Below are 20,975 nucleotides of genomic sequence, written 5' to 3' on the forward strand. Positions count from 1 at the left end.
TACAAAAAAGAAACACTTGTTATTATTTATACAATTACTGTATCAGGAAGCACTATTCAACTATAAAAGAGTGCCGACTGAGATCTGTTTAGTCATGTTTTGGGAGCCAATGAATGAAGTTGACGTCACGCATGTCACCCACTCGCCAGGCGCTGATGGCGCATACGGCCTGTATCGAGTTCACCCCAACGGGCATTATTAAAACGGCGAGTCAACGCTTCCTGGACGTCATGGGCTACCGGCTTGACGAGATCGAAGGCCAGCACCACCGTATGTTCTGTCGCCATGAAGACGCCAGCAGCTCGGCTTATACGGCTTTCTGGCAAACGCTTGCCGGTGGCGAAAGCGTGCAGGGCAAATTCAAGCGCGTGACTGCAGAAGGGAAGAACGTTTGGCTCGAGGCCAGCTACTTCCCTATCCGCAACCGTAATGGACGCGTGACGAAGGTCTTCAAGGTCGCCAACGATATTACCGAGGCCCATCAGGAAGCGTGGCGTAAAGATGCTGTCCTCCAGGCCCTTGACAGCTCCATGGCGGTGATCGAATTCACGCCAACGGGCGAGATCCTCAATGCCAACGCCAATTTCGAGCGGGCCATGGGGTATCGTAACGAGCAACTGGTAGGCACCCATCACCGCCGGTTCTGCACGGACGCTTTCGAACAGCAGCACCCGCACTTTTGGCAAGAGCTCGCCAACGGAGAGTTCAAGCAGGGCAAGTTCGAACGACTGGATGCCAAGGGCAACAGTATCTGGCTGGAGGCGACCTATAACCCGATTGTCGATGCCGAAGGTCAGGTCTACAAGGTGGTCAAGTTTGCCACCGACATTACCACCGCCGTGCAGGAAGCCAATCAGGCGAAGGAAGCCGTCCTGGCCGCACAGCAGACGTCGTCGCAAACCGAACAAATCGCCCAGAACGGACTATCGCACCTGCAGCACGTACTGGACGACGCCCAACAATCGGCTCAGGCGCTCAAAGAAGCTCAGCAATTGGTTGAATCGCTTAACGAACAGGCCAAAAGCATCAACATGATTACCGATGCCATCGCCAAGATTGCCAATCAAACCAATCTGCTGTCGCTGAATGCCGCCGTCGAGGCGGCGCGCGCCGGCGAGCAGGGGCGCGGCTTTGCCGTGGTCGCCAACGAAGTCCGACAACTGGCCAAAGGATCCAACGATGCCGTGGCCGAGATTACCCGTGTGCTCAAGGATAATAGCGAGCTGGTCGACCGCACCACCGAGACCATGAAGCAGGTGATCGACCGCAGCCAGTCCAGTCAGACAAGTATCGGGGAAATTGAAACGATCGTGAACGAGATACTAACGGGCTCGCGCAATGTCTCGACGTCCATTGATCAGTTAGCGCTCGAGGCCGCAAGTTAGGTTGCCTTTCCCCCAGCCTTCGCTCGATAACACCTCTCTCGCAAACCAAAACGCCAGCGCATCATGCGCTGGCGTTGACGTGCCGCGTGTAAAGACGACGCCTGAAGCGATTAACGCAGCGTTGTTTTGCGCAGGTACGGCAGTACCGCCTCAAAGTCACCGAATTTCTGCCTGGCGTCTTCGTCCGAGACGCTGGGCGGAATGATGACGTCCTGGCCGACCGTCCAGTCAGCCGGGGTCGCCACGCCGTGCTGGGTGGTCGCCTGAAGAGCGTCAAGCGCGCGCAGGATTTCGGCGAAATTACGCCCGACGGTCATGGGATAGGTCATGGACAGCTTGAGCTGCTTGTCCGGGCCGATGATAAATACCGAGCGAACCGTGGCGCTGTCGGCGGGTGTCCGGCCGTCCGGCAGGTAGGCGTCTTCGGGCAGCATGTCGTAGAGCTTGGAGACCTTGAGTCCGTCGTCGGCGATGATCGGAAAGTCGACATCGCTGCCGCTGACGGTCTTGATATCGTCGCCCCAGCGTTTGTGATCTTCGACACCGTCTACCGAGACACCAATCACCTTGGTGCCGCGCTTCTTCCACTCGTCGCTGAGCGTGGCAACGGCGCCGAACTCGGTCGTGCAGACTGGGGTGAAATCTTTCGGGTGAGAGAACAGGATCGCCCAGCTATCGCCAATCCAGTCATGGAAGTGGATAGTGCCGTGGCTGGTTTCAGCCTCGAAATCGGGAACCACTGCATTGATACGTAGTGACATGCCTTCCTCCTGTGGGTTGAAATACCCTAATGCTTTATGCGTCTTTCAGACCCTTCACTATAGAACATAAAGTGCTAAGCAAGCCAATTCCAAACCGGCTAATCAGCATATAAACATGCCCACCGCCGAACATAGCAGGGGCAACGGTTCGCTGGGTCGATGAATCGACTAGGCGCTGTCCGACCTCGCCGGTTTTGGATCACCTTTATTTTCACGCTTGACCCGCTTGAGCCACACCTGTTTGGCGTAGCTGCGCAGGTTATCGACGTTGTCAGTTTCGTCGACAATGTCCTGCCCCAGAATCGTTTCGATGATGTCTTCCAGGGTAATCAGGCCGACAAAGGTACCGTGCTCATCGTAGATTACCCGCATGTGCAGCCGGTCATGCAGCATGGAGGCGAATACCTGCTCCACGTTATGCGACACATCCACGCTGGCAATCGGGTGCATCATGTCCTTCATGGTCTTGTCGGCGTCGGCGTGATACATGTCAGCCTTGTGCACGTACCCGAAAGCCTGCTCGCCGTTGTCCATCACCGGGAAGCGGGTGAACGGCGTATCGCTGTAGGCGGCTTCAAACTCGGCCACGGTGAGGTGCGGCAGTACCGTCTGGCAGACGGTGCGCGGCGTCATGGCCTTGCCCACCGGTATATCGTGCAGGTTGAGCATATTGACGATGGTGCGCGTTTCGTCGGCATCGAGCACCTTCTCTTCCAGCCCTACCCGCGCCAGCACCTTGATCTCGTCGCGCAGGTCGACATCGTGCTCGGACTTGCCCAGACGGCGGGTAATTTGCTCGGACATCCAGATGAACGGCAGCAGAATGACGATCAGCGGCTTGAGCAGGCGCGGCAGCAGTGGCGACAGCCCGCGCCAATAGGTCGCCCCGATGGTTTTCGGAATGATCTCGGAAAGCACCAGGATCAACATGGTCATGACCGCCGACACGATGCCGATCGACGACTCCCCGAACACCACGGCGGCCTGGGCACCGACGGCGGTCGCCCCCACTGTGTGGGCAATGGTATTGAGGGTAAGAATGGCCGCCAGCGGGCGATCGATGTTGTTTTTCAGCTGCGACAGCGAGGCGTGAAGCTTGGGTCTATCTTCTTTTTGCTTGGCGATATAGCTCGGCGTGATCGAAAGCAGCGCTGCCTCCATGATGGAACACAGGAATGAGAACCCGATAGACAGGACGGCGATCGTAATAAGAAGGACCATGTGAACCCGAGGTGATGAATGATCACGCGTTTATAGGGACATGACACGCCGATGTCAATGCGTGGCAAGCGCTTCCCGACGGGGCGTAAGCGGGCACTCGCTTGGGCCGAGCTTGGCAGGCCATGGTCGCGTGTATTTTGCCGTCCTGCCCCACACCCTATACTATAGCCTCCATAAGACATCCAACTGGCCCTGCCTACCACAGGACAACATGCGATCGACTTCGCCGCGCCTTTATCTCCGCTTGTTATTGGCGGCCACCCTGCCATTGATCCTGGTAACGTCCACGTTATTTCCTGTGTTGGATATGCACATGGAAACACGCCTGGACGGGGTACGGGATGAAGCCAAGGGTATTTTGCGCGTGGGCGAAGAGGCGCTGGTTCGCGAGATCAACGAAACGCTCAACTATGCGCTCGCCATTGCGGAAATGCCGACCCTTCAACAGCGGTTGGAGGGCAATCTCCCGGTTGGTGAGGGTGCCGTGTCGTCCAGGGATCCGACGCAACTCAGCGTTTTTTTGAATGCCTTCATTAATCATACGCCTCGCTACAGCAAACTCGTCCTCATCGATAATGAGGGCAATGAAATGCTTCGCGCTCCACAGGACACCGACGCCGAACCACACTTGGGCAGGCATAATCACGCCCACACGGATTACTTCAAAGGCGCCTCCAAGCTGTTCCCGCGAGATATCTATCTATCGCCGCCGGGGCGCAATCTGCAATATGAGATGGCAAGCGGCGAAGCCATTCCCGTCGTCAATGTCGCCACCCCTATCTTCAATAGCCAGCGAGAACGCAAGGGGGTCGTGCTGCTCAGCCTCAACTGGCAGCATTTAACCCAGTCTCTTTACCAATCCATGCAGGTAAACCCCCAGGCCAAGGTCTTGCTTGTCGATGCACAGGGTGGCTGGCTATTGACCCGAGGCACCCACCAGCTTCCTGACTTATCATTCGGCGATGATTACGCCAACGCCGCCCCGGATCCATGGAGCCTGCTGTCGGGCACGCTTGAAGGCGACATCCGCCTTGACGACCGCATGCTCTACTTTCAGACGGAAGACGTTCGCACCAAGTTCTACAACAGCCTGGCGGGACGGATCTTCAGTACCGGCGATACGCTCCCCTGGGTCATGGGCGTGACCTTGCCGACGCCCAGTTGGCGATCGTTGCTGAAAGAAGAAACGTCGGTGCTCTGGTTCCTGGGACTCCTTTATGTCACCGCCGTTGCGTTTGGCGTCTATTGGGCTTTTAGCAGCCACCAGCAGCATAAGCTGCGCCAAAATGCCCAGCAGCAAGCCGCCGAAGTGCGCAGCCTGTATGAAGGCGCCCCCTGCGGCTATCACTCGTTGAACGCTGACGGGATCGTCATCAAGATGAATCGCACCGAGCGCCGCTGGCTGGGATTTGACGCTGACGAGGTAGTGGGCCAGTTGCGCTACCGCGACGTCATATCCCCCGACACCCAGGACGCCTTCGATGTAGCCTTTGCACAGGTCGTCGCCGGCCAGCCGGGCGAGGCGGAATGCACGCTGCTGACGCGTCACGGCGACCAGCGACATGTGGTCATCCAGGCTTCCGGCTACCGTCGGCACGGGCGTTTCATCTATTCGCGCGCAACCGTGTTCGATCTCACCGAACGCAAGCAGCTTGAAGAAAAGCTGCTCGCCCAGGCGATGACCGACCCGCTCACCGGGGTGTTCAACCGCCGCTATCTGCAGTCCCAGGCCACCAATGAAATATCGCGAGGCCTCAGGAGCAACACACCGCTTTCATTGATTACCATTGATATCGACCACTTCAAGCGGATCAACGACGAGTACGGGCACGATGCCGGCGATGAAGTCCTGAAACGCTTGACGACGGTGGTCAGCGGACTGCTGCGTCAGGAAGACCTGCTGTGTCGGGTAGGCGGTGAGGAGTTTGCCATTCTGCTGCCCAACACGGCCATCTCCCAGGCAGAGCAGATCGCGGAGCGCATTCGCACTACCATCGACACCCATGAGGTGACGATCGAACACGAGGGTGATCATCAGACGCTGCATATTACCGCGTCTTTCGGCGTTACCCATGTAGAGCTGAACGAAACCACCTTGAAAGCCGCGCTCAAGCGTGCCGACAAGGGCCTTTATGAAGCCAAGGAAACTGGGCGAAATCGTATTGTGGTGAGCCATTGAAACACCAACGCCCCCTGACCAAGGGGGCGTTGGAAGACATGCAATCAAAGCGTTACGTCATGGTCACGCAAACACCTGCGTCCACTCATTACGCTTGTCCAGCAAGGCCTTGGCAAGCTCCTGGGCGCCTTCAAGGCTGTGACTGGCCGCCCAGCCGCACTGCATTTCATTGCAGGCAGGCACTTCGGTAGCATCGAGAATATCTTTGAGGGTTTTCTCGAGGATCTCGATCACGCCGTCGTAATCGTCGTGGTTGATCATCGCGATGTAAAAGCCGGTCTGGCAGCCCATGGGGCTGATATCGACCACTTTATCGGTATGATTGCGCGACATCTCAGCCATCAGGTGCTCCAACGAATGGAGCGCCGGCATATCCATGTGGCCTTTGTTCGGCTGGCAAATGCGCAAATCGTATTTATGAATCCGGTCGCCGTTCTGGCCTTCCTTGATATCGGCCAAACGGACGTAGGGTGCTTTTACCTTGGTGTGATCCAGGTTAAAGCTCTCGACGTTCATCTTTTGCTCGGTCATCTTAGCTCCTTTCCGCTGTACGTAGCTGACTTGGCCCTATTGTACACCTTTGAATTACACCTTGGGCGCGTCGAAATTCCAGGGTTCATCGGTGTAGACACAGACGTTGGCGTCTTCGATATCGCCATCGGGCGCCTCAACCTGCTGGGCGAAGAAATCCTGGATTTCCTTGCGCTGACAATGGGCTTCGAACTCTTCGCGGCTGGCCCAGATTTCATGGAAGACAATCGGGTAGCTGGTGCCCTGGGCGAAGGGGTTATCGATCTGACGCGTCACGGTATAGTGAATACAGGCATCTTCACGATGCGCGTTGGGCTCCAGTGCCTGAAGCGCCTTGAAGACGGCTTCTTCTTTTCCGGGCTTGGGTTTGAAACCGGCAATACAATAGATCTTTTCTGACATGATGGCATCCTAAGTCGTTGAGCGCTCACTATTATGCGCTTACCTGGTGCGTCTGGACAACGCGACCTGGTGAACGTTCAGCGCCTTCACTGAGCCGCACGCTCGGCGACATCGTTCAGTACGCCCGCAATGTTGTCGAGTGGGAGATCACACCCCTCAAGCCCATGGCGCTCGGCCAGGTAGTGAGGGTCGTTCCACTCCAGGCGCACGCCGTCATCGGTTTCACGCACCACCATTTTCTGCGGCAAATCCAGCGCAACGCTGCCCTGACACTGCATCATCGGCGTACCGGCCTTAGGATTGCCGAAGATGAAGGTCATGGTCGGGGCGAGCTCAAGGTCGTTGTTCGCCGCATTTTGACCATGGTTCACGGTGGCCATCAGGCTCAGGCCGTTGTCATCCAGGGCGTCGTTAAGCTGCCTGACGACCGTGGAAAAATTGGTCTCGCTGGTCAGGTGTTCAATGCCGTTATCGCCTTCGGCCAGCGCCGGCTGACTGAGCAACCCACCCACCGTCGCCAACGCCAATAAAGGTAAAAAGCGCATATTGTTTCCTTGTCTATACGTTGAGTAAGCGGTCGGCCAATGACTCGAGATCCGTGACCGTCATATCGGGCTCTAACCCCCAGGGGTCGAAGGGCGCATCCGAGTGGCGGCGTACCCAGGCACTGCGCAAGCCGGCGTGGGTGGCACCAATCACATCGAAGGGGTTGCTGGAAATCAGCCAGGTCTGCTCGGGGCGGGTTTCCAGGCGGTTGCGTAAAAATGCATAAACCGACGGGTCGGGTTTGAAGCGTTTGATATCGTCGACGCTTACCACGTCGTCCATGTGCTGATCGACCCCCGCGCGCTTCAGCAAGGCAGAGACCGCATCGGCGGTGCCGTTGGAAAACGCCACGCAGCGCATTCCCGCGTCGCGTAGTTGATCAAGCGCAGGCACCACATCGGGGAAGGCGGGAAGCTCGGCATACACGGCCATCAGGTGATCCTGGTCGTTATCCGAAAGCCCAGTCTGCAGGGCGCGGTCGGTGAACACCAGGGCTTCCCGTGTGCACTGCGAGAACGGCACATAGGCCCCCATCAGACCGTGACGAAAGCTGTACTCCAGCTGCTTATCGCGCCAGCGGCGGGCAAATTCAGCGGCTTTATCCGGCTCGGTCAGGCGTCGTTCAAGCTCAACCTTGACCCCTTGGGTATCAATCAGCGTGCCATACACATCAAATGCCAGTACGGGCTGCATGGAAACTCCTCGGATTAATAGTGAAACGTGGGGCTATTAAGCATAGTCGAGGCGTTGAAAAACAAAAACGCCGCTGCACAGGCAGCGGCGTTAATCCGGCAAAGGCTCTCTTTACACTGTGAACGCGGCTTCTTTGTCGCCGGTTTTCAGATCGCCCGCGCGTACCAGTTCGTCGGTGACTCGGTCGATGGCGCGCTTGGCACGACCAATCATGTCGTCGATTTCGTCACGGTTGATGGTCAGCGGCGGCGCAAAGCCGAGGATGTCACCCTGCGGCATGGCGCGGGCAATCAGGTTCTCTTCCATGGCCGCGGCGGCCACGCGGGGGCCGACCTTGAGCGCCGGGTCGAAGTGCAGGCGCTGCTTGGCATCCGGCGAGAATTCGAGCGCGGCCATCAGGCCAACGCCGCGCACGTCGCCCAGCAGCGGGTGGCCTTCGAACGTGGCCTTGAGCTGCTGCTGAAAGTAGCCGCCGGTTTCCGCCGCGTTGCCCACCAGGTTTTCACGCTCGATGATGTCCAGGTTGGCAAGGCCGGCCGCACAGCCAAGGGCGTGGCCGGAGTAGGTCCAGCCGTGGCCGATGGGGCCGTATTCACCGGTGCCCTGCTCGAGCACCTGCCAGACTTTCTCGCCGACAATCACGCCGGACAAGGGCTGGTAGGCGCTGGTTAACCCCTTGGCGATGGTGATCAGGTCGGGCTTCATTTGATAGTGATGGCTGCCGAAGTCCGAGCCGGTACGCCCAAAGCCGCACACCACTTCATCGGCAATCAACAGCACGTCGTACTTGGCCAGCACCGCCTGGATGGCTGCCCAGTAACCCTCGGGGGGCGGTACGATGCCGCCGGTGCCGAGTACCGGCTCGCCGATGAAGGCCGCCACGGTATCCGGGCCTTCTTCCAGAATCATCGCTTCCAGCTTGTCCGCACAGTAGGCAGAGAACTCGAGCTCGGTCATGCCGTGCTGCTCGGCAGCCCGCAGGTAATAGTGCGGCGCTTCGGTATGCCGAATAGTATCGATCGGCAGGTCGAAATGATCGTGAAAGGCTTTCAGGCCGGTCAGCGATCCCGACGCAATGCCGGAACCGTGATAGCCGCGCATCCGCGAGATGACCTTTTTCTTCTGCGGCCGCCCCAGGACGTTATTGTAGTAACGCACGATCTTGAGCTGGGTTTCGTTGGCATCCGACCCGGACATGCCGTAGTACACCTTGGACATGTTCATGCCGGCGATTTTCAGAATGCGCTCGGAAAGCTCGATCTGCGGCTCGTTCGAGTGGCCCACATAGGTGTGGTAGTAAGAGAGCTCCAGGGCCTGCTTGTAGATGGCCTCGGCCACTTCGGTGCGCCCATAGCCGATGTTGACGCAGTAGAGTCCGGCAAAGCCATCGATAAATTCACGGCCGTCCTTGTCCACGATATTGATGCCCTGACCACCGGTAATCACCCGACCCGGCGCATCGCCATGGGCGAAGTCACGCAGGTGGGTAGAGGCGTGGAAGGTGACGTTACGATCACGTTCGATCAGATCCTGATGCAAGCTCATGGCGTTCTCTCTAGACGGTAAACCTCCCCACAGAGCGGGGAGGGTATTTAAATAGTGACTGACGGCTGGGTACCCAGGCGCTCCTAGCTGCCGGAGACGGAACCCAGCGCGCCCAGGCAGTAATACTTGGTTTCCAGGTACTCATCGATACCCGTGGCGCCGCCCTCACGGCCGAGGCCGGATTGTTTCACGCCGCCAAAGGGCACCGGCGGGCCGGTCATCTTAACCGAGTTGACGCTGACCATGCCGTATTCCAGAGCGCGCATCAGCTTCCAGATACGCCGAATATCGTGGGTGTAGATATACGCCGCCAGGCCATACTCGGTATCGTTGGCCATTTCGATCACTTCATCGTCGCTGGAATACTTGGTAATCCCGGCAACCGGCGCGAAGTTTTCCTCCCGCCATACTTTCATGTTCGCGGTGACGTTGGTGAGCAGCACCGGCATGAAGAAGTTCTCGCCGGGGGCCTGGCTCTGGTCACCCGCCACCATGGTGGCGCCTTTCGACACTGCGTCGTCGACGATGGAGGCGGCTTTATCGACCGCCTGGCGGTGAATCAGCGGCCCCAGATCGATTTCACTCTCCAGCCCGTTACCCACGGTCAGCGCGGACATGCGCTCGGCAAACTGCTCGACGAATTCATCGTGGATGGATTCGTGCACCAGAATACGGTTGGCCGCCAGACAGTCCTGCCCGGCGGTCTGGAACTTGGCCGCCACCGCTGCATAGGCGGCTTCCTTGGGATCCATATCCGGGCCTACGATAAACGGCGCGTTCCCGCCCAGCTCCAACGCGAGCCGCTTGACGGTGTTGGCGCTCTGTTCGATCAGGATGCGCCCGACGCGGGTGGAGCCGGTGAACGACAGCGCACGGATACGCGGCTCGGAACACAGAATCTTGGACACCTCGGGCGGGTCACCCAGCACGACGTTGAAGATGCCTTCCGGAATGCCGGCCCGCTCGGCGAGTTCTGCCAGCGCCAGCGCCGAGAACGGCGTTTCGTTGGCCGGCTTGATGATCACCGGGCAGCCGGCTGCCAGCGCCGCTGCGGCCTTGCGGGTAATCATCGCCAGCGGAAAGTTCCAAGGCGTGATCATGGCCGAAATACCCACCGGCTCCTTGAGGGTGCCGAGCGAGGCATTGGGAATCGGGCTGGGGATGGTGTCGCCGTAGGTACGCTTGCCTTCTTCGGCGAACCAACGCACGAAGCTGGCACCGTATTGCACCTCGCCGCGGGAATCAGGCAGCGGTTTTCCCTGCTCAAGCGTCATGATGGTGGCGAGGTCTTCACGGTTGGCCTGAATCAGGTCATACCAGGCCAGCAGGCGCTCGCAGCGTTCGTCAGCGCGCAGCGCCCGCCACTGTCCAAAGGCGTCTTCAGCCGCATCCACGGCGGCAGTAATCTGATTGGCTTCCAGCAGCGGGATATGGCCGATGGCTTCATTGGTTGCGGGGTCGTAGACCGCTTCTTCACGACCGCCCTCGCCATGCGTCCATTTACCGTTCACGTAGGCGTACTGACGGAACAGACGCGGATCTTCCAGGCGTTTGGCAAGCGTCGTCGATAGTGTGGTCATGGGCACCTCCCCGGGTTGCACGCCTTGGCAGGCGACAAGCCATTGAACATTGAAAATGACGGCTGAGCCGTCGTGTTTCGATGTGTCTAGCCTAGAGGAGATGGCGCACGAAGTGTTTTTGAAAGCGCCAGGCAATCGCGGAACTTTTTTTGTCAAAACCGCTTTAGCAGCGGTTTTTTTTGGCGGGTAAACGGCATCAGGGCGTTACACGTCGCCGATATCGATACCGATGGGCTCGCGCTTGACGGTCTTGGTCACGATATAGGTGAAATAGCGCTCGATACCTGCATCCGAGACCAGCCACTTGTCCATCAGGCGCTGGTAGCTGTCGATGGTGCGGGCTTCAAACTTGACCAGATAGTCCACGCCGCCGCCCACCGCCACGCACTCGGTCACCTCCGGCGTCTGCATCACCAGCGCCTCAAAGCGCGCAAAGCTGTCGGCGTTGTGCTGTTTGAGCTCGATTTGCACCCAGACGGGATTGCGCGGCACCAGCACCTCGGCATCGATGCGCGCGCTGTAACCCTGGATGACGCCGGCGTTTTCCAGCCGCTTGACCCGCTCCCAGCAAGGGCTGACGGAGAGGTTGATGGCGTCGGCCAGCTTCGACTTGGTGATTCGCCCGTCGCGGGACAAAATGTCGAGAATTTTCAGGTCGTAACGATCAAGTTTCATCACGGCAGGGGTTACGCCTCCAGACGCTCAACCACATCGGCAATCACCGCCAGGGTGTCGCCCATGTTGATTAACGACGGTGCGCGACGGGCCATCAGAATGCCGTCGCGTTCGGCGTGATACGCCACCGGTTCGGTGCCGCTGCGGGTCATGTCGTAGACGTAGGCAATGGTTTGGCCCTTTTTTACCTCGTCACCCAGCGCCACCAGCAGTTCGAGCACGCCTGAATGCTGGCTTTGCACGTAGCAACTGGCGTCGGGCATATCCAGATACATCTGCCCACCGGCAGGCATTTCCACCTCGCCTGCTACCAGACCGTAATGGATCAGGAAATTACGTACGCCACGTTCGGCAATCGCGATGCTCTCGGGCGTCGAGGTGCCGCCCCCACCAAGCTCGGTGGCCACAAACACCTTGCCCTGGCGCTCGCAGGCGGTGTCGAAGAGTTTCTCTGCATCCAGCTCGAACATCACCATGGCGTAGGGCGCGCCAAAGGCTTTGGCCCCCTCCAGGGCGGCCTGCTGCTGGGCTTTGTCGTCCAGCACGTGGGAGGCGCCGAACGGCAGGATATCCAGCGTGCGGCCGCCGGAATGCAGGTCGAGCACGACGTCGCTCATCGGCACCAGCACGCGGGTGAAGTAGTCGGCAATCTGCGGCGTGACGCTGCCGTTGGGGTCGCCCGGAAAGCTGCGGTTGAGGTTGCCCTTGTCCATCGGCGAGGTGCGTTTCCCGGCCATCACCGCCGGGGTGTTCATGCACGGCACGATAATCACCCGCCCGGTGACGTCCTCTGCCTTGAGCGTTGACGACAGTTTGAGCAGCGAAGTGATGCCCTCGTATTCATCGCCGTGGTTGCCGCCGGTCAAAAGCGCCGTGGGGCCGTCGCCATTCTTCACCACGGTGACGGGTATCATCACCGCGCCCCAGGCGGATTCATCGGTGGAAATCGGCAGCTTCAAGAAGCCGTGCTGGACGCCGTCGGCATCAAAGTCCACGGTAGCCGAAATCGGGCTGGGCCGCTGTTGGCGGGAGGGTATCGTCATGGTGTCGTCCTTTTACTTAACAAACAGCTGACGCGGAAAGTTGGCCAGCGTTTCGCAGCCGTCTTCGGTGATCAAGATGCTTTCGGTGATTTCCAGGCCCCAGTCTTCAACCCACAGGCCGGGCATGAAGTGAAACGTCATGCCCGGCTGCAGGATGGTGTCATCCGAGGGGCGCAGGCTCATGGTGCGCTCGCCCCAGTCCGGCGGGTAGGAAATACCGATCGAATAGCCACAGCGGGCGCCGCCGCGGTCAAAGCCGTATTTATCCATGGCAGCGCCCAGCGCCATGGCAATATCGGCAGTACCATTGCCGGGCTTGGCCACCGCCAGGCCGTTTTCGATGCCTTCCAGCAGCGCCGACTCCGCCCGAATAAAATCCGCCGGCGGCTTGCCTAAGAATACCGTCCGCGACATCGGCGCGTGGTAGCGCTTGAATACCCCGGCAATCTCGAAAAACGTGCCCTCGCCTTCGCGAAACGGCGTATCGTCCCAGGTCAGGTGGGGAGCCGCAGCGTCCTTGCCGGTGGGCAGCATAGGCACGATCGCCGGATAGTCGCCGCCAAATACCTTGCCGTTTTCATCCACAAAGCCTTCGATACCGACGCGGTAAATCTCCGAGACCAGCTTGCTCTTGGGCAGGCCTGGCTCGATGACTTCCAGTATACGCGTGTGCATGCCTTCCACGATCTTGGCGGCCGTGCGCATATAGCTGATTTCCTGGGGCGACTTGATCGACCGGCACCAGTTTACCAGGGCGTTGGCATCCATGAAGCGCGCATGGGGCAGTTCACGCAGCAAGCTCTGATAAGCCTTGGCGGAAAAGTAGTAGTTGTCCATTTCCATGCCCACCACGCCCAGGTGCCAGCCTCGGTCGGGCATGATCGACTGGGCCAGGTATTCCATCGGGTGCATATCCGGATTCTGCACGTAATAATCCGGGTAATAGGTGATGTTGTCGGGATCAATCCAGCAGGTACGCAACGCGCCGTTAGCATCCATGCGCCGGCCAAACCAGACAGGCTCACCCTCAAGGCCCACCAGCACGCACTGATGGACATAGAACGACCAACCGTCGTAGCCGGTCAGCCAGGCCATGTTAGAGGGGTCACTGACGATCAAGACGTCAATGCCGCGACCGGCCATTTCAGCACGCACCTTCCAGAGGCGGTTTGCATACTCTTCACGAGTGAAAGGCAGGGACACCTGAGTCATCGGGCAACTCGCCATTAAGGATCACCAAGAACCAGCACCATTACAGGTCGCTGGGCCACAGGATCGACCTGGTCACCGCCACAGTAGGCCCGCCAACGTCGTCTTGAGCCGATACTAGCACCCACCCTTGGTTGCCGGTCAAAGCCTTTATGACAAAATATGCATAGGGCATCATGATTTACGCTAAGCAAGTCTGCTGCGGCGTTTATCGCCTACCATGATAGCCTTGCGTAATGACCCGCCTGCGACAGGAGCCGCCATGAAAATCATTGTGCATATCGACGAGGCCGAGCAGTGGCAGGAAGCGCTGGCCGAGGCGTTTCCCGATGCCCAGGTGCTGACCAGTGACGCACCGGCGGACGATCGCCAGAACGCCGATTACCTCGCCGTCTGGAAAGCCCCTGCGCATTTGCTCGAGGAGCAAACCCGGCTCAAGGGCATCATTAACCTAGGCGCGGGGGTCGACCACCTGCTCAAGACCCCCGGCCTGCCCCGTCAGGTGCCCATCGTCAAGCTACGCGATGCGGGCATGGGCGAGCTGATGGCGGATTATGTGCTTTACGGCGTGCTGCATTTCTACCGCAGCATGGATCGCTATGCGGCCCAGCAACAAAGCGCCACCTGGCAACCCCAGGGCGTCGTCGAAAAATCCCGGTGGCCGGTCGGCATACTCGGACTGGGCGCGATCGGCCGCTTTGTGGCAAACGAACTCAACCAGGCGGGCTTTCCGGTACTCGGCTGGAGCCGCTCACCCAAGCAGATCGAGGGTATTCACTGCCTGCACGGCGAGGCAGGCCTCAACGAGTTACTCGGTCAGGTGCAGACGGTCATCACTATCCTGCCCGACACCGCCGCAACGCGACATATTCTTGACGCCGAGCGGCTTGCCCAACTACCTGAAGGGGCCAGCATCATCAACCCTGGCCGGGGCAGCTTGATCGATCAGACAGCGCTGCTTGAGGCGCTGGGCCCGGGCAATGACCCCGGCCATCTGCGCGGCGCCTTGCTCGACGTCTTCGAGGAAGAGCCGCTATCCGCCGATCATCCGTTGTGGCAACATCCCAGGGTCATCGTCACCCCGCACATGGCCGCCCCGACGCCGCTCAGTGACGCCATCGACCAGGTCATTGCCTATGTGAAGGCCTTTGAAGCCGGCGAGCCAGTCACGACCATCGATCCTGAAGCAGGCTACTGATGCCCGAAACACTCGAACGGGTAACTTGTCCATACCGGTAGCAAATAATTAACCCGTTGGAAATAAAGGAGAAACGCACCATGACGTCGGCCCTCCATTATCAACCCCATGACGCCCTGTTGGTCGTGGACATGCAGCGCGACTTCTGCGAAGGCGGTGCCCTGGCGATTGACGGCGGTAGCGCCCTGGTGCCCGGCATCAATGCCGAAATCGACGCGGCCCTCGCCGCCGGGGCGACCGTCGTGGCCTCCCGGGACTGGCACCCTGTGGATCATGTCAGCTTCAGCCACCGAGGCGGTCCCTGGCCGATTCACTGCGTGCAGGATACGCCGGGCGCCGCCTTTCACCCGGATCTCGTGCTCCCCGACGAGGTGATCCGCGTGAGCAAGGCCACGGCCTTTGATGCCGACGCCTATTCGGCCTTCGATGGCACGGGCCTGGGCGACTACCTGCGCGAACGCAATATCCAGCGCGTTGTGGTGTGCGGCCTGGCGCTCGACGTATGCGTCCACGCCACGGTACTTGAAGCCTGCCGCGAAGGCTTTACCACGCTGTTTCTGGAAACCTTATCCGCCGCGGCCGACCCCGACGCCATCCCGCGCTGCCGTCGTGAGATGCAGAATGCCGGGGCCGAGGTAAGTGAATGAGTGAACCCGTGACGCTGAGCGTGGCAGACGACGAGCTGGCACTTTTGACCGATCTTTACCAGCTGACCATGATCCAGGCCTACTGGAAAGAGGGAATGCACCAGACGCCCGCGACGTTCAGCCTGTTTTTCCGCGAGCTCCCCCCGTCGCGCCGGTTTATCCTCGCCTGCGGCCAGCAGCACGCGGCGGCCACGCTCAGCCAGCTGCATTTCAACGCCGTTGCCATTAAAAAACTCGCCTCGACCGGGCGCTTTGACGACGATTTTCTGGACTGGCTGTCGAACTGGCGGTTTTCCGGGGATATCTGGGCCGTGCCCGAAGGCACCGTGCTCTTCCCCCATCAGCCGCTGCTTGAAGTGGACGCCCCGATCGCCGAGGCCCAACTGCTCGAAAGCCTGATCATGAACCTTGTCCAGTTGGAAACGGTGCTGGCGTCCAAGGCGGCGCGTATCGTCTGGGCGGCGGGCGACCGCCCGGTAGTGGATTTTGGCATGCGCCGCGTGCACGGCATCGATGCGGCGGTACGCGGGGTGCGCGCTTACAAGACGGCAGGCATCAGCGGCACCAGTAATGTACTCGGCGGGCTGCGCCATGATCTGCCGCTCAGCGGCACCATGGCGCACAGCTATATTCTCGCGCACGATGACGAGCCCTCGGCCTTCCGCGCATTTGCCCGCCACTACCCCGACACCACCTTGCTGGTCGATACCTACGACACCCTGCAAGGCGTTCAGCACGTGATCGACGTGCTGCGTGACATGCCCAGCCTTACGGTCAGTGCCGTTCGCCTCGACTCGGGCGACCTGAGCACGCTCGCCAAGCGCGCGCGGGCGTTACTGGACGACGCCGGCTTTCAGTCAATCAGGATCATTGCCAGTAGCGGCCTGGACGAGCACAGCATCGCCGAGCTGATTGCTCAGGATGCACCGATCGACGCCTTTGGCGTCGGCACCCAGATGGGCGTTTCGGCGGATGCCCCGGTGATCGACCTGTCGTACAAGCTGGTTGAATACGCCGGCACACCGCGGGCCAAGCATTCTCCCAGCAAGACCAACCTGCCAACCCGCAAACAAATCTATCGCCGGCGGGATACCCAAGGACGCTACCTTGGCGATATCATCGCCCGTCGCGATGAAACAGGTATCGAAGGCGAGGCGTTACTCGTGCCGGTGGTGACCGGCGGCGTCATCAACACCACGGCGATGGCCGACACCCAGCACGCCAGCACCCGGGTGGCCGATGCCCTGCCGCGCTTTCCAGCCTCCGTGACGGCGCTGGCCGACGGAGAAAGCGATTACCCGGTGGCACTGAGTGACGCCCTGGCGCATCTATCGTCCACGGTATAAGCATGCCACACCGCCCAAACGATTGGGCGACCGCTCGTCAGGGAGACTTACTTATGCGCTGTGCGCTATCACGCTATTTTCACCACCCGCGGCGCCTCGCCGCGACGGCGGCCCTTATCCTCTGTGGCGCCCTGGTGGCCGACGCCAGCGCCGCCACCAAAGCGCCACAGGCGTTTGAAGCCAGCTACCGTCTCAAGGTCAGCGGCTGGCCCAGCGCGACCATTACCCATCACCTGAGCCAGGAAGGTAATCACTGGCGCAGCGACATGCGCTTCTCCATCGCGGTGGTAAGCGGCGAGGAAAGAAGCCGCTTCAGCGTGGCCGACAACACCACCCGTGCGTTGCTCTACAACAGTAGCTATTCACTGTTCGGCATCGGCAACGACTACCAGCTCAAGGAAGGCGAGCTGACCACACTTGACCGCCAAACCGCCCTGTTCGACCTGTCGCGCCGCGCCGGCAACGAGCACTGCACCGAGGCGGCACCCTGCGATGTGCGCTTTCTGGATCACGAGGGCGACGAAGAGCACTACCGGTATTACCTGGATAGCCAACAGCCCATCAGCGTCCCCGCCGGCAAGTTCGACGCGCGGAACGTGGTGTTGTTGAACGCCGAAAAACGCGATCGCGAGCTTCACCTGAGTTTCCACCCCGACTGGCCCGGGCTGGTGCTGTCCGCCGAGTACATCAAGAACGGGGAGCGAGAAACGCAGATCGCCTTGACCGAGTTCAAGCCAGACGGGGGCACCACGCCGTAAATGTTTTCCGGATTACTGATCGTCCTACTCCCGCTGCTGCTGGGCTACCTGGTGCGCGTTCCTTCGTTGCGCTGGCAGCAAGCGATCAACCACGCCGTCAACAGCGCCGTTTACATCATTTTGCTGCTGATGGGCATCAGCCTGACCGGGCTTGAAAACCTCTCGAGCCAGCTTTCCCGGCTCGGCGGCAACGCTCTGCTGCTGTTCAGCATTACCACGCTGTTCAATCTGGCGGCGCTGTGGTGGCTATCGCGCAGGGTGGCGCTGAAAGCCGGCCAGTCGCCGGTGGTCAAGGATGCGCCGACCAGCAAGCTGGCGGCGATGCAGGGCTCGCTGTTGTTAGTGGCGGTGGTGGCTGGCGGTGTTACCGCCGGCCTGCTGGCCGGCCCCCATCTCGGGGAAAAGCTATTTACCACGGCGGATTTACTGGCCGAATGGGTGCTCTACCTGCTGCTGGCGCTCATCGGCTGCCAGTTGCGTAATTCGGGCATGCCGCTCAAGCAGATATTGCTCAACCGGCTGGGGCTGGCAATTGCCGTCACCCTGGCGCTCAGCTCGCTGCTGGCTGGCTTGGTGGCCGCCCCGCTGCTGGCGCTAAGCTGGAACGAAGGCCTCGCCATGGCCGCGGGCTTTGGCTGGTACTCGCTCTCGGCCATTCTGATCGGCGACCAGCTGGGCCCGCTGATGGGCGGGGTGGCGTTTTTCAACGACCTGACCCGCGAACTGCTGGCGTTCATCCTGATACCGCTGGTCATTCACCGCCACACCGCGCTGGCGATTGGCTACGGCGGCGCGACGTCCATGGATTTCACGCTGCCGGTCATTCAGCAACACGGCGGCGTGGCCTGCGTGCCCATCGCCGTGGTCAGCGGGTTTATTCTCTCGTTGCTTTCGCCACCGCTGATCTTGTTTTTTCTCTCGCTATCGGGGTGAAGTAGCCGGCTTCACCCCGCAAGCCTGGCGAGTTACCCGGCCGCCCTAGCCGCACGGGCGGCATGCAGCTTCTGGTAACTTTCGATCAGGCGCTGGTGGCGCTCCAGGCCGTCGAGCTGCATGTTGGTGGGCGTCAGGCCGTGGAAGCGCACGTCGCCACTCACCGAGCCGACGACCGCCGCCATGGTCGCTTCGCCGAACATGCGCTGGAAGTTGTGCAGGTAATCTTCCAATTCGAGTTCATCATCCAGGACAATTTCCAGCACCGCGTTCACCGCCTGGTAGAACAGGCCGCGCTCGACGGTGTTGTCGTTGTACTGCAGGAACATCTGCACGCAATCCAGCGCCTCTTCGTGGCGCTGCAGCGCCAGATAGACCAGCAGCTTCAGCTCCAGAATGGTCAGTTGTCCCCATTCCGTGTTCTCGTCGAACTCGATACCAATCAGGGTGATGATATCGGTGTGGTCGTCCATCTGGCTGTCTTCCAGCCGCTCGACCAGATCCGTCAGTTGATCGTCAGCAAGACGATGCAGGTTGAGAATATCTTCGCGGTAATCCAGCGCCTTGTTGGTGTTGTCCCAGATCAGATCCTCGATCGGGTAGACCTCGGAATAGCCGGGCACCAGAATACGGCATACGGGCGCCCCAAGGTCTTCGTGAATCGCCACATACACTTCGGCCCCTAGCTCCTCAAAAATGCCAAACAGCGTTTCGGCCTCTTCCTGATTGCTGCCGGAGAAGTCCCATTCACTGAACTCAAAGTCAGGCTTGGCGCTAAAGAAGCGCCAGGAGACCACGCCCACCGAGTCGATAAAGTGCTCGACGAAGTTATTGGGCTCCGCGACGGTTTGCGAGTTGAAGGTCGGCAGCGGCAGGTCGTTCAGGCCCTCGAAGCTGCGGCCCTGCAATAGCTCGGTCAGGCTGCGCTCCAGCGCCACTTCGAAGCTTGGGTGGGCGCCGAAGGAGGCAAACACGCCGCCGGTGCGCGGGTTCATCAAGGTGACGCACATGACCGGGAACTGCCCGCCCATGGAGGCATCTTTGACCAGCACCGGAAAGCCCTGGGCTTCCAGCGCGGCAATGCCTTCGACGATACTCGGGTATTTCGCCAGTACCTCCTGCGGCACGTCGGGCAGGGCTAGCTCCTGCTCGAGGATTTCACGCTTTACCGCCCGCTCGAAAATTTCCGAGAGGCACTGTACCTGGGCTTCCACCAGGGTGTTGCCGGCGCTCATGCCGTTGCTCAGGAACAGGTTTTCAATCAGGTTCGACGGGAAATACACCGTCTCACCATCCGACTGGCGCACAAACGGTAGCGACACGATGCCACGATCAACACGACCCGAGTTGGTATCGAAAAGGTGGGAGCCATTGAGCTCGCCTTCCGGGTTATAGATCGCTAGGCAGTGCTCGTCGAGAATTTCCTCGGGTAGCTCATCCTTGGGGCCAGGCTGAAACCACTGTTCGTCGGGGTAGTGAACAAATTCGCTATTGGCGATTGCTTCGCCAAAGAACTGGTCGTTATAGAAGAAGTTGCAGCTCAGCCGCTCGATAAACTCGCCCAGAGCAGAACACAGCGCGCTCTCCTTGGTGGCGCCCTTGCCGTTGGTAAAGCACATCGGCGAGGCCGCGTCGCGGATATGCAGCGACCAGACGTGGGGCACGATATTGCGCCACGAGGCGATTTCGATTTTCATGCCGAGGTCGGCGAGTATCGCGCTCATGTTGGCGATGGTCTGCTCAAGCGGCAGATCCTTGCCCTCAATATAGGTGCGGCTGCCTTCCGGCGCGCCCATCAGCAGCGCCTGGGCGTCCTCGTCGATGTTCTCGACCACCTCGATCTGGAACTCGGGGCCGGTCTGCACCACCTTCTTCACCGTGCAGCGATCGATGGAGCGCAGCATGCCTTCGCGATCTTTTTCCGAGATATCATCCGGCAGCTCGACCTGGATCTTGAAGATCTGCTTGTAGCGATTTTCCGGGTCGACGATGTTGTTCTGCGACAGGCGGATGTTCTCGGTGGGAATATTGCGCGCGTTGCAATACACCTTGACGAAGTAGGCGGCGCACATGGCCGAAGACGCGAGGAAGTAATCGAACGGGCCAGGCGCCGAACCGTCACCCTTGTAACGAATCGGCTGGTCGGAGATGACATTGAAGTCGTCGAACTTGGCCTCGAGCCGGAGATTGTCGAGGTAATTGACTTTGATTTCCATGAGCGGGCATCCGGAGCAATGAGTTTGCCTAGCCGTTTAAACCACCAGGGCGTAGGCGAATGGCGGCCATTATCCAGTTTTTAACCCGGTTCGTCTTGGAAAGTCGT

Annotated in this window: 19 protein-coding genes; 7 read left to right on the forward strand and 12 right to left on the reverse strand. The window is 59.7% G+C overall.

Features of this window, described 5'->3' with window-relative positions; translation table 11 throughout:
* Positions 1-113: 113 nt before the first annotated feature.
* Positions 114-1,385, forward strand: a complete 1,272-nt coding sequence (locus QC815_RS01220) for a methyl-accepting chemotaxis protein (RefSeq protein WP_230446037.1) — start codon at positions 114-116, stop codon at positions 1,383-1,385.
* 110 nt (positions 1,386-1,495) lie between these two features.
* Here QC815_RS01220 and QC815_RS01225 read toward each other — a convergent pair whose 3' ends face one another.
* Complete coding sequence (locus QC815_RS01225) at positions 1,496-2,146, reverse strand: peroxiredoxin (protein WP_230446036.1); 651 nt, start codon at positions 2,144-2,146, stop codon at positions 1,496-1,498.
* A 168-nt stretch (positions 2,147-2,314) separates the two neighbouring features.
* Positions 2,315-3,367, reverse strand: a complete 1,053-nt coding sequence (locus tag QC815_RS01230; RefSeq protein ID WP_309766527.1) for a CNNM domain-containing protein — start codon at positions 3,365-3,367, stop codon at positions 2,315-2,317.
* A 211-nt stretch (positions 3,368-3,578) separates the two neighbouring features.
* Between QC815_RS01230 and QC815_RS01235 the strand changes: the two genes are divergently transcribed.
* The gene (locus QC815_RS01235; protein ID WP_230446034.1) at positions 3,579-5,546 is read left to right on the forward strand and encodes a sensor domain-containing diguanylate cyclase; all 1,968 of its coding nucleotides are present in this window, start codon (positions 3,579-3,581) and stop codon (positions 5,544-5,546) included.
* A gap of 63 nt (positions 5,547-5,609) precedes the next feature.
* On the opposite strand, the gene QC815_RS01240 is transcribed toward QC815_RS01235, so the two are convergent.
* The 9 genes from QC815_RS01240 to doeA all read right to left on the reverse strand — a co-directional run bounded on the left by QC815_RS01240 (position 5,610) and on the right by doeA (position 13,773).
* Complete coding sequence (locus QC815_RS01240) at positions 5,610-6,077, reverse strand: S-ribosylhomocysteine lyase (RefSeq protein ID WP_230446033.1); 468 nt, start codon at positions 6,075-6,077, stop codon at positions 5,610-5,612.
* A 54-nt stretch (positions 6,078-6,131) separates the two neighbouring features.
* Positions 6,132-6,479 carry a putative quinol monooxygenase gene (locus tag QC815_RS01245; protein WP_230446032.1) on the reverse strand — a complete coding sequence of 116 codons (348 nt, stop codon included), beginning with the start codon at positions 6,477-6,479 and terminating at the stop codon, positions 6,132-6,134.
* 86 nt (positions 6,480-6,565) lie between these two features.
* Positions 6,566-7,024, reverse strand: coding sequence for a DUF302 domain-containing protein (locus QC815_RS01250; protein ID WP_309766530.1), 459 nt, complete (start codon positions 7,022-7,024; stop codon positions 6,566-6,568).
* Between the two features lie 13 nt (positions 7,025-7,037).
* Positions 7,038-7,718, reverse strand: a complete 681-nt coding sequence (locus tag QC815_RS01255) for a haloacid dehalogenase type II (RefSeq protein WP_309766532.1) — start codon at positions 7,716-7,718, stop codon at positions 7,038-7,040.
* Between the two features lie 111 nt (positions 7,719-7,829).
* Positions 7,830-9,263, reverse strand: coding sequence for an aspartate aminotransferase family protein (locus QC815_RS01260; protein ID WP_230446029.1), 1,434 nt, complete (start codon positions 9,261-9,263; stop codon positions 7,830-7,832).
* An 83-nt stretch (positions 9,264-9,346) separates the two neighbouring features.
* Entirely contained in the window at positions 9,347-10,843 is a 1,497-nt protein-coding gene (locus QC815_RS01265) for an NAD-dependent succinate-semialdehyde dehydrogenase (RefSeq protein WP_230446028.1), read from the reverse strand.
* A gap of 204 nt (positions 10,844-11,047) precedes the next feature.
* On the reverse strand, positions 11,048-11,521 hold the full coding sequence (locus QC815_RS01270; protein WP_230446027.1) for an Lrp/AsnC family transcriptional regulator: 474 nt from the start codon (positions 11,519-11,521) through the stop codon (positions 11,048-11,050).
* Between the two features lie 8 nt (positions 11,522-11,529).
* Positions 11,530-12,561: a N(2)-acetyl-L-2,4-diaminobutanoate deacetylase DoeB gene (gene doeB, locus QC815_RS01275; protein ID WP_230446026.1), complete on the reverse strand. Its 1,032-nt coding sequence runs from the start codon at positions 12,559-12,561 to the stop codon at positions 11,530-11,532.
* A gap of 12 nt (positions 12,562-12,573) precedes the next feature.
* Positions 12,574-13,773: an ectoine hydrolase DoeA gene (gene doeA, locus QC815_RS01280; RefSeq protein ID WP_230446025.1), complete on the reverse strand. Its 1,200-nt coding sequence runs from the start codon at positions 13,771-13,773 to the stop codon at positions 12,574-12,576.
* Positions 13,774-14,032: 259 nt separating this feature from the next.
* On the opposite strand from doeA, the gene QC815_RS01285 reads away from it, so the two are divergent.
* The 5 genes from QC815_RS01285 (at position 14,033) to QC815_RS01305 (ending at position 18,652) form a co-directional block, all read left to right on the forward strand.
* The gene (locus QC815_RS01285; protein WP_230446024.1) at positions 14,033-14,968 is read left to right on the forward strand and encodes a 2-hydroxyacid dehydrogenase; all 936 of its coding nucleotides are present in this window, start codon (positions 14,033-14,035) and stop codon (positions 14,966-14,968) included.
* A gap of 80 nt (positions 14,969-15,048) precedes the next feature.
* Positions 15,049-15,615: a nicotinamidase gene (locus tag QC815_RS01290; RefSeq protein WP_230446023.1), complete on the forward strand. Its 567-nt coding sequence runs from the start codon at positions 15,049-15,051 to the stop codon at positions 15,613-15,615.
* Positions 15,612-16,961, forward strand: a complete 1,350-nt coding sequence (locus tag QC815_RS01295; protein ID WP_309766536.1) for a nicotinate phosphoribosyltransferase — start codon at positions 15,612-15,614, stop codon at positions 16,959-16,961. The genes QC815_RS01290 and QC815_RS01295 overlap by 4 nt, the downstream gene beginning before the upstream one ends.
* Before the next feature lie 53 nt (positions 16,962-17,014).
* Positions 17,015-17,719, forward strand: coding sequence for a hypothetical protein (locus QC815_RS01300; protein ID WP_309766538.1), 705 nt, complete (start codon positions 17,015-17,017; stop codon positions 17,717-17,719).
* Entirely contained in the window at positions 17,720-18,652 is a 933-nt protein-coding gene (locus QC815_RS01305) for a LysO family transporter (protein ID WP_230446020.1), read from the forward strand.
* A 32-nt stretch (positions 18,653-18,684) separates the two neighbouring features.
* Here the strand turns inward: QC815_RS01305 and QC815_RS01310 are convergent, their stop codons facing one another.
* Complete coding sequence (locus tag QC815_RS01310) at positions 18,685-20,868, reverse strand: OsmC domain/YcaO domain-containing protein (RefSeq protein WP_309766540.1); 2,184 nt, start codon at positions 20,866-20,868, stop codon at positions 18,685-18,687.
* Positions 20,869-20,975 lie beyond the last annotated feature (107 nt).

The sequence above is a fragment of the Vreelandella gomseomensis genome (genome assembly GCF_031451645.1).
In the GTDB taxonomy this organism is placed as follows: domain Bacteria; phylum Pseudomonadota; class Gammaproteobacteria; order Pseudomonadales; family Halomonadaceae; genus Vreelandella; species Vreelandella gomseomensis.

Coding starts and splice junctions, on each gene's coding strand:
- QC815_RS01220 (WP_230446037.1), top strand. CDS start 114: ATGAAGTTGACGTCACGCATGTCACCCACTCGCCAGGCGCTGATGGCG.
- QC815_RS01225 (WP_230446036.1), bottom strand. CDS start 2,146: ATGTCACTACGTATCAATGCAGTGGTTCCCGATTTCGAGGCTGAAACC.
- QC815_RS01230 (WP_309766527.1), bottom strand. CDS start 3,367: ATGGTCCTTCTTATTACGATCGCCGTCCTGTCTATCGGGTTCTCATTC.
- QC815_RS01235 (WP_230446034.1), top strand. CDS start 3,579: ATGCGATCGACTTCGCCGCGCCTTTATCTCCGCTTGTTATTGGCGGCC.
- QC815_RS01240 (WP_230446033.1), bottom strand. CDS start 6,077: ATGACCGAGCAAAAGATGAACGTCGAGAGCTTTAACCTGGATCACACC.
- QC815_RS01245 (WP_230446032.1), bottom strand. CDS start 6,479: ATGTCAGAAAAGATCTATTGTATTGCCGGTTTCAAACCCAAGCCCGGA.
- QC815_RS01250 (WP_309766530.1), bottom strand. CDS start 7,024: ATGCGCTTTTTACCTTTATTGGCGTTGGCGACGGTGGGTGGGTTGCTC.
- QC815_RS01255 (WP_309766532.1), bottom strand. CDS start 7,718: ATGCAGCCCGTACTGGCATTTGATGTGTATGGCACGCTGATTGATACC.
- QC815_RS01260 (WP_230446029.1), bottom strand. CDS start 9,263: ATGAGCTTGCATCAGGATCTGATCGAACGTGATCGTAACGTCACCTTC.
- QC815_RS01265 (WP_230446028.1), bottom strand. CDS start 10,843: ATGACCACACTATCGACGACGCTTGCCAAACGCCTGGAAGATCCGCGT.
- doeB (WP_230446026.1), bottom strand. CDS start 12,561: ATGACGATACCCTCCCGCCAACAGCGGCCCAGCCCGATTTCGGCTACC.
- doeA (WP_230446025.1), bottom strand. CDS start 13,773: ATGACTCAGGTGTCCCTGCCTTTCACTCGTGAAGAGTATGCAAACCGC.
- QC815_RS01285 (WP_230446024.1), top strand. CDS start 14,033: ATGAAAATCATTGTGCATATCGACGAGGCCGAGCAGTGGCAGGAAGCG.
- QC815_RS01290 (WP_230446023.1), top strand. CDS start 15,049: ATGACGTCGGCCCTCCATTATCAACCCCATGACGCCCTGTTGGTCGTG.
- QC815_RS01295 (WP_309766536.1), top strand. CDS start 15,612: ATGAGTGAACCCGTGACGCTGAGCGTGGCAGACGACGAGCTGGCACTT.
- QC815_RS01300 (WP_309766538.1), top strand. CDS start 17,015: ATGCGCTGTGCGCTATCACGCTATTTTCACCACCCGCGGCGCCTCGCC.
- QC815_RS01305 (WP_230446020.1), top strand. CDS start 17,720: ATGTTTTCCGGATTACTGATCGTCCTACTCCCGCTGCTGCTGGGCTAC.
- QC815_RS01310 (WP_309766540.1), bottom strand. CDS start 20,868: ATGGAAATCAAAGTCAATTACCTCGACAATCTCCGGCTCGAGGCCAAG.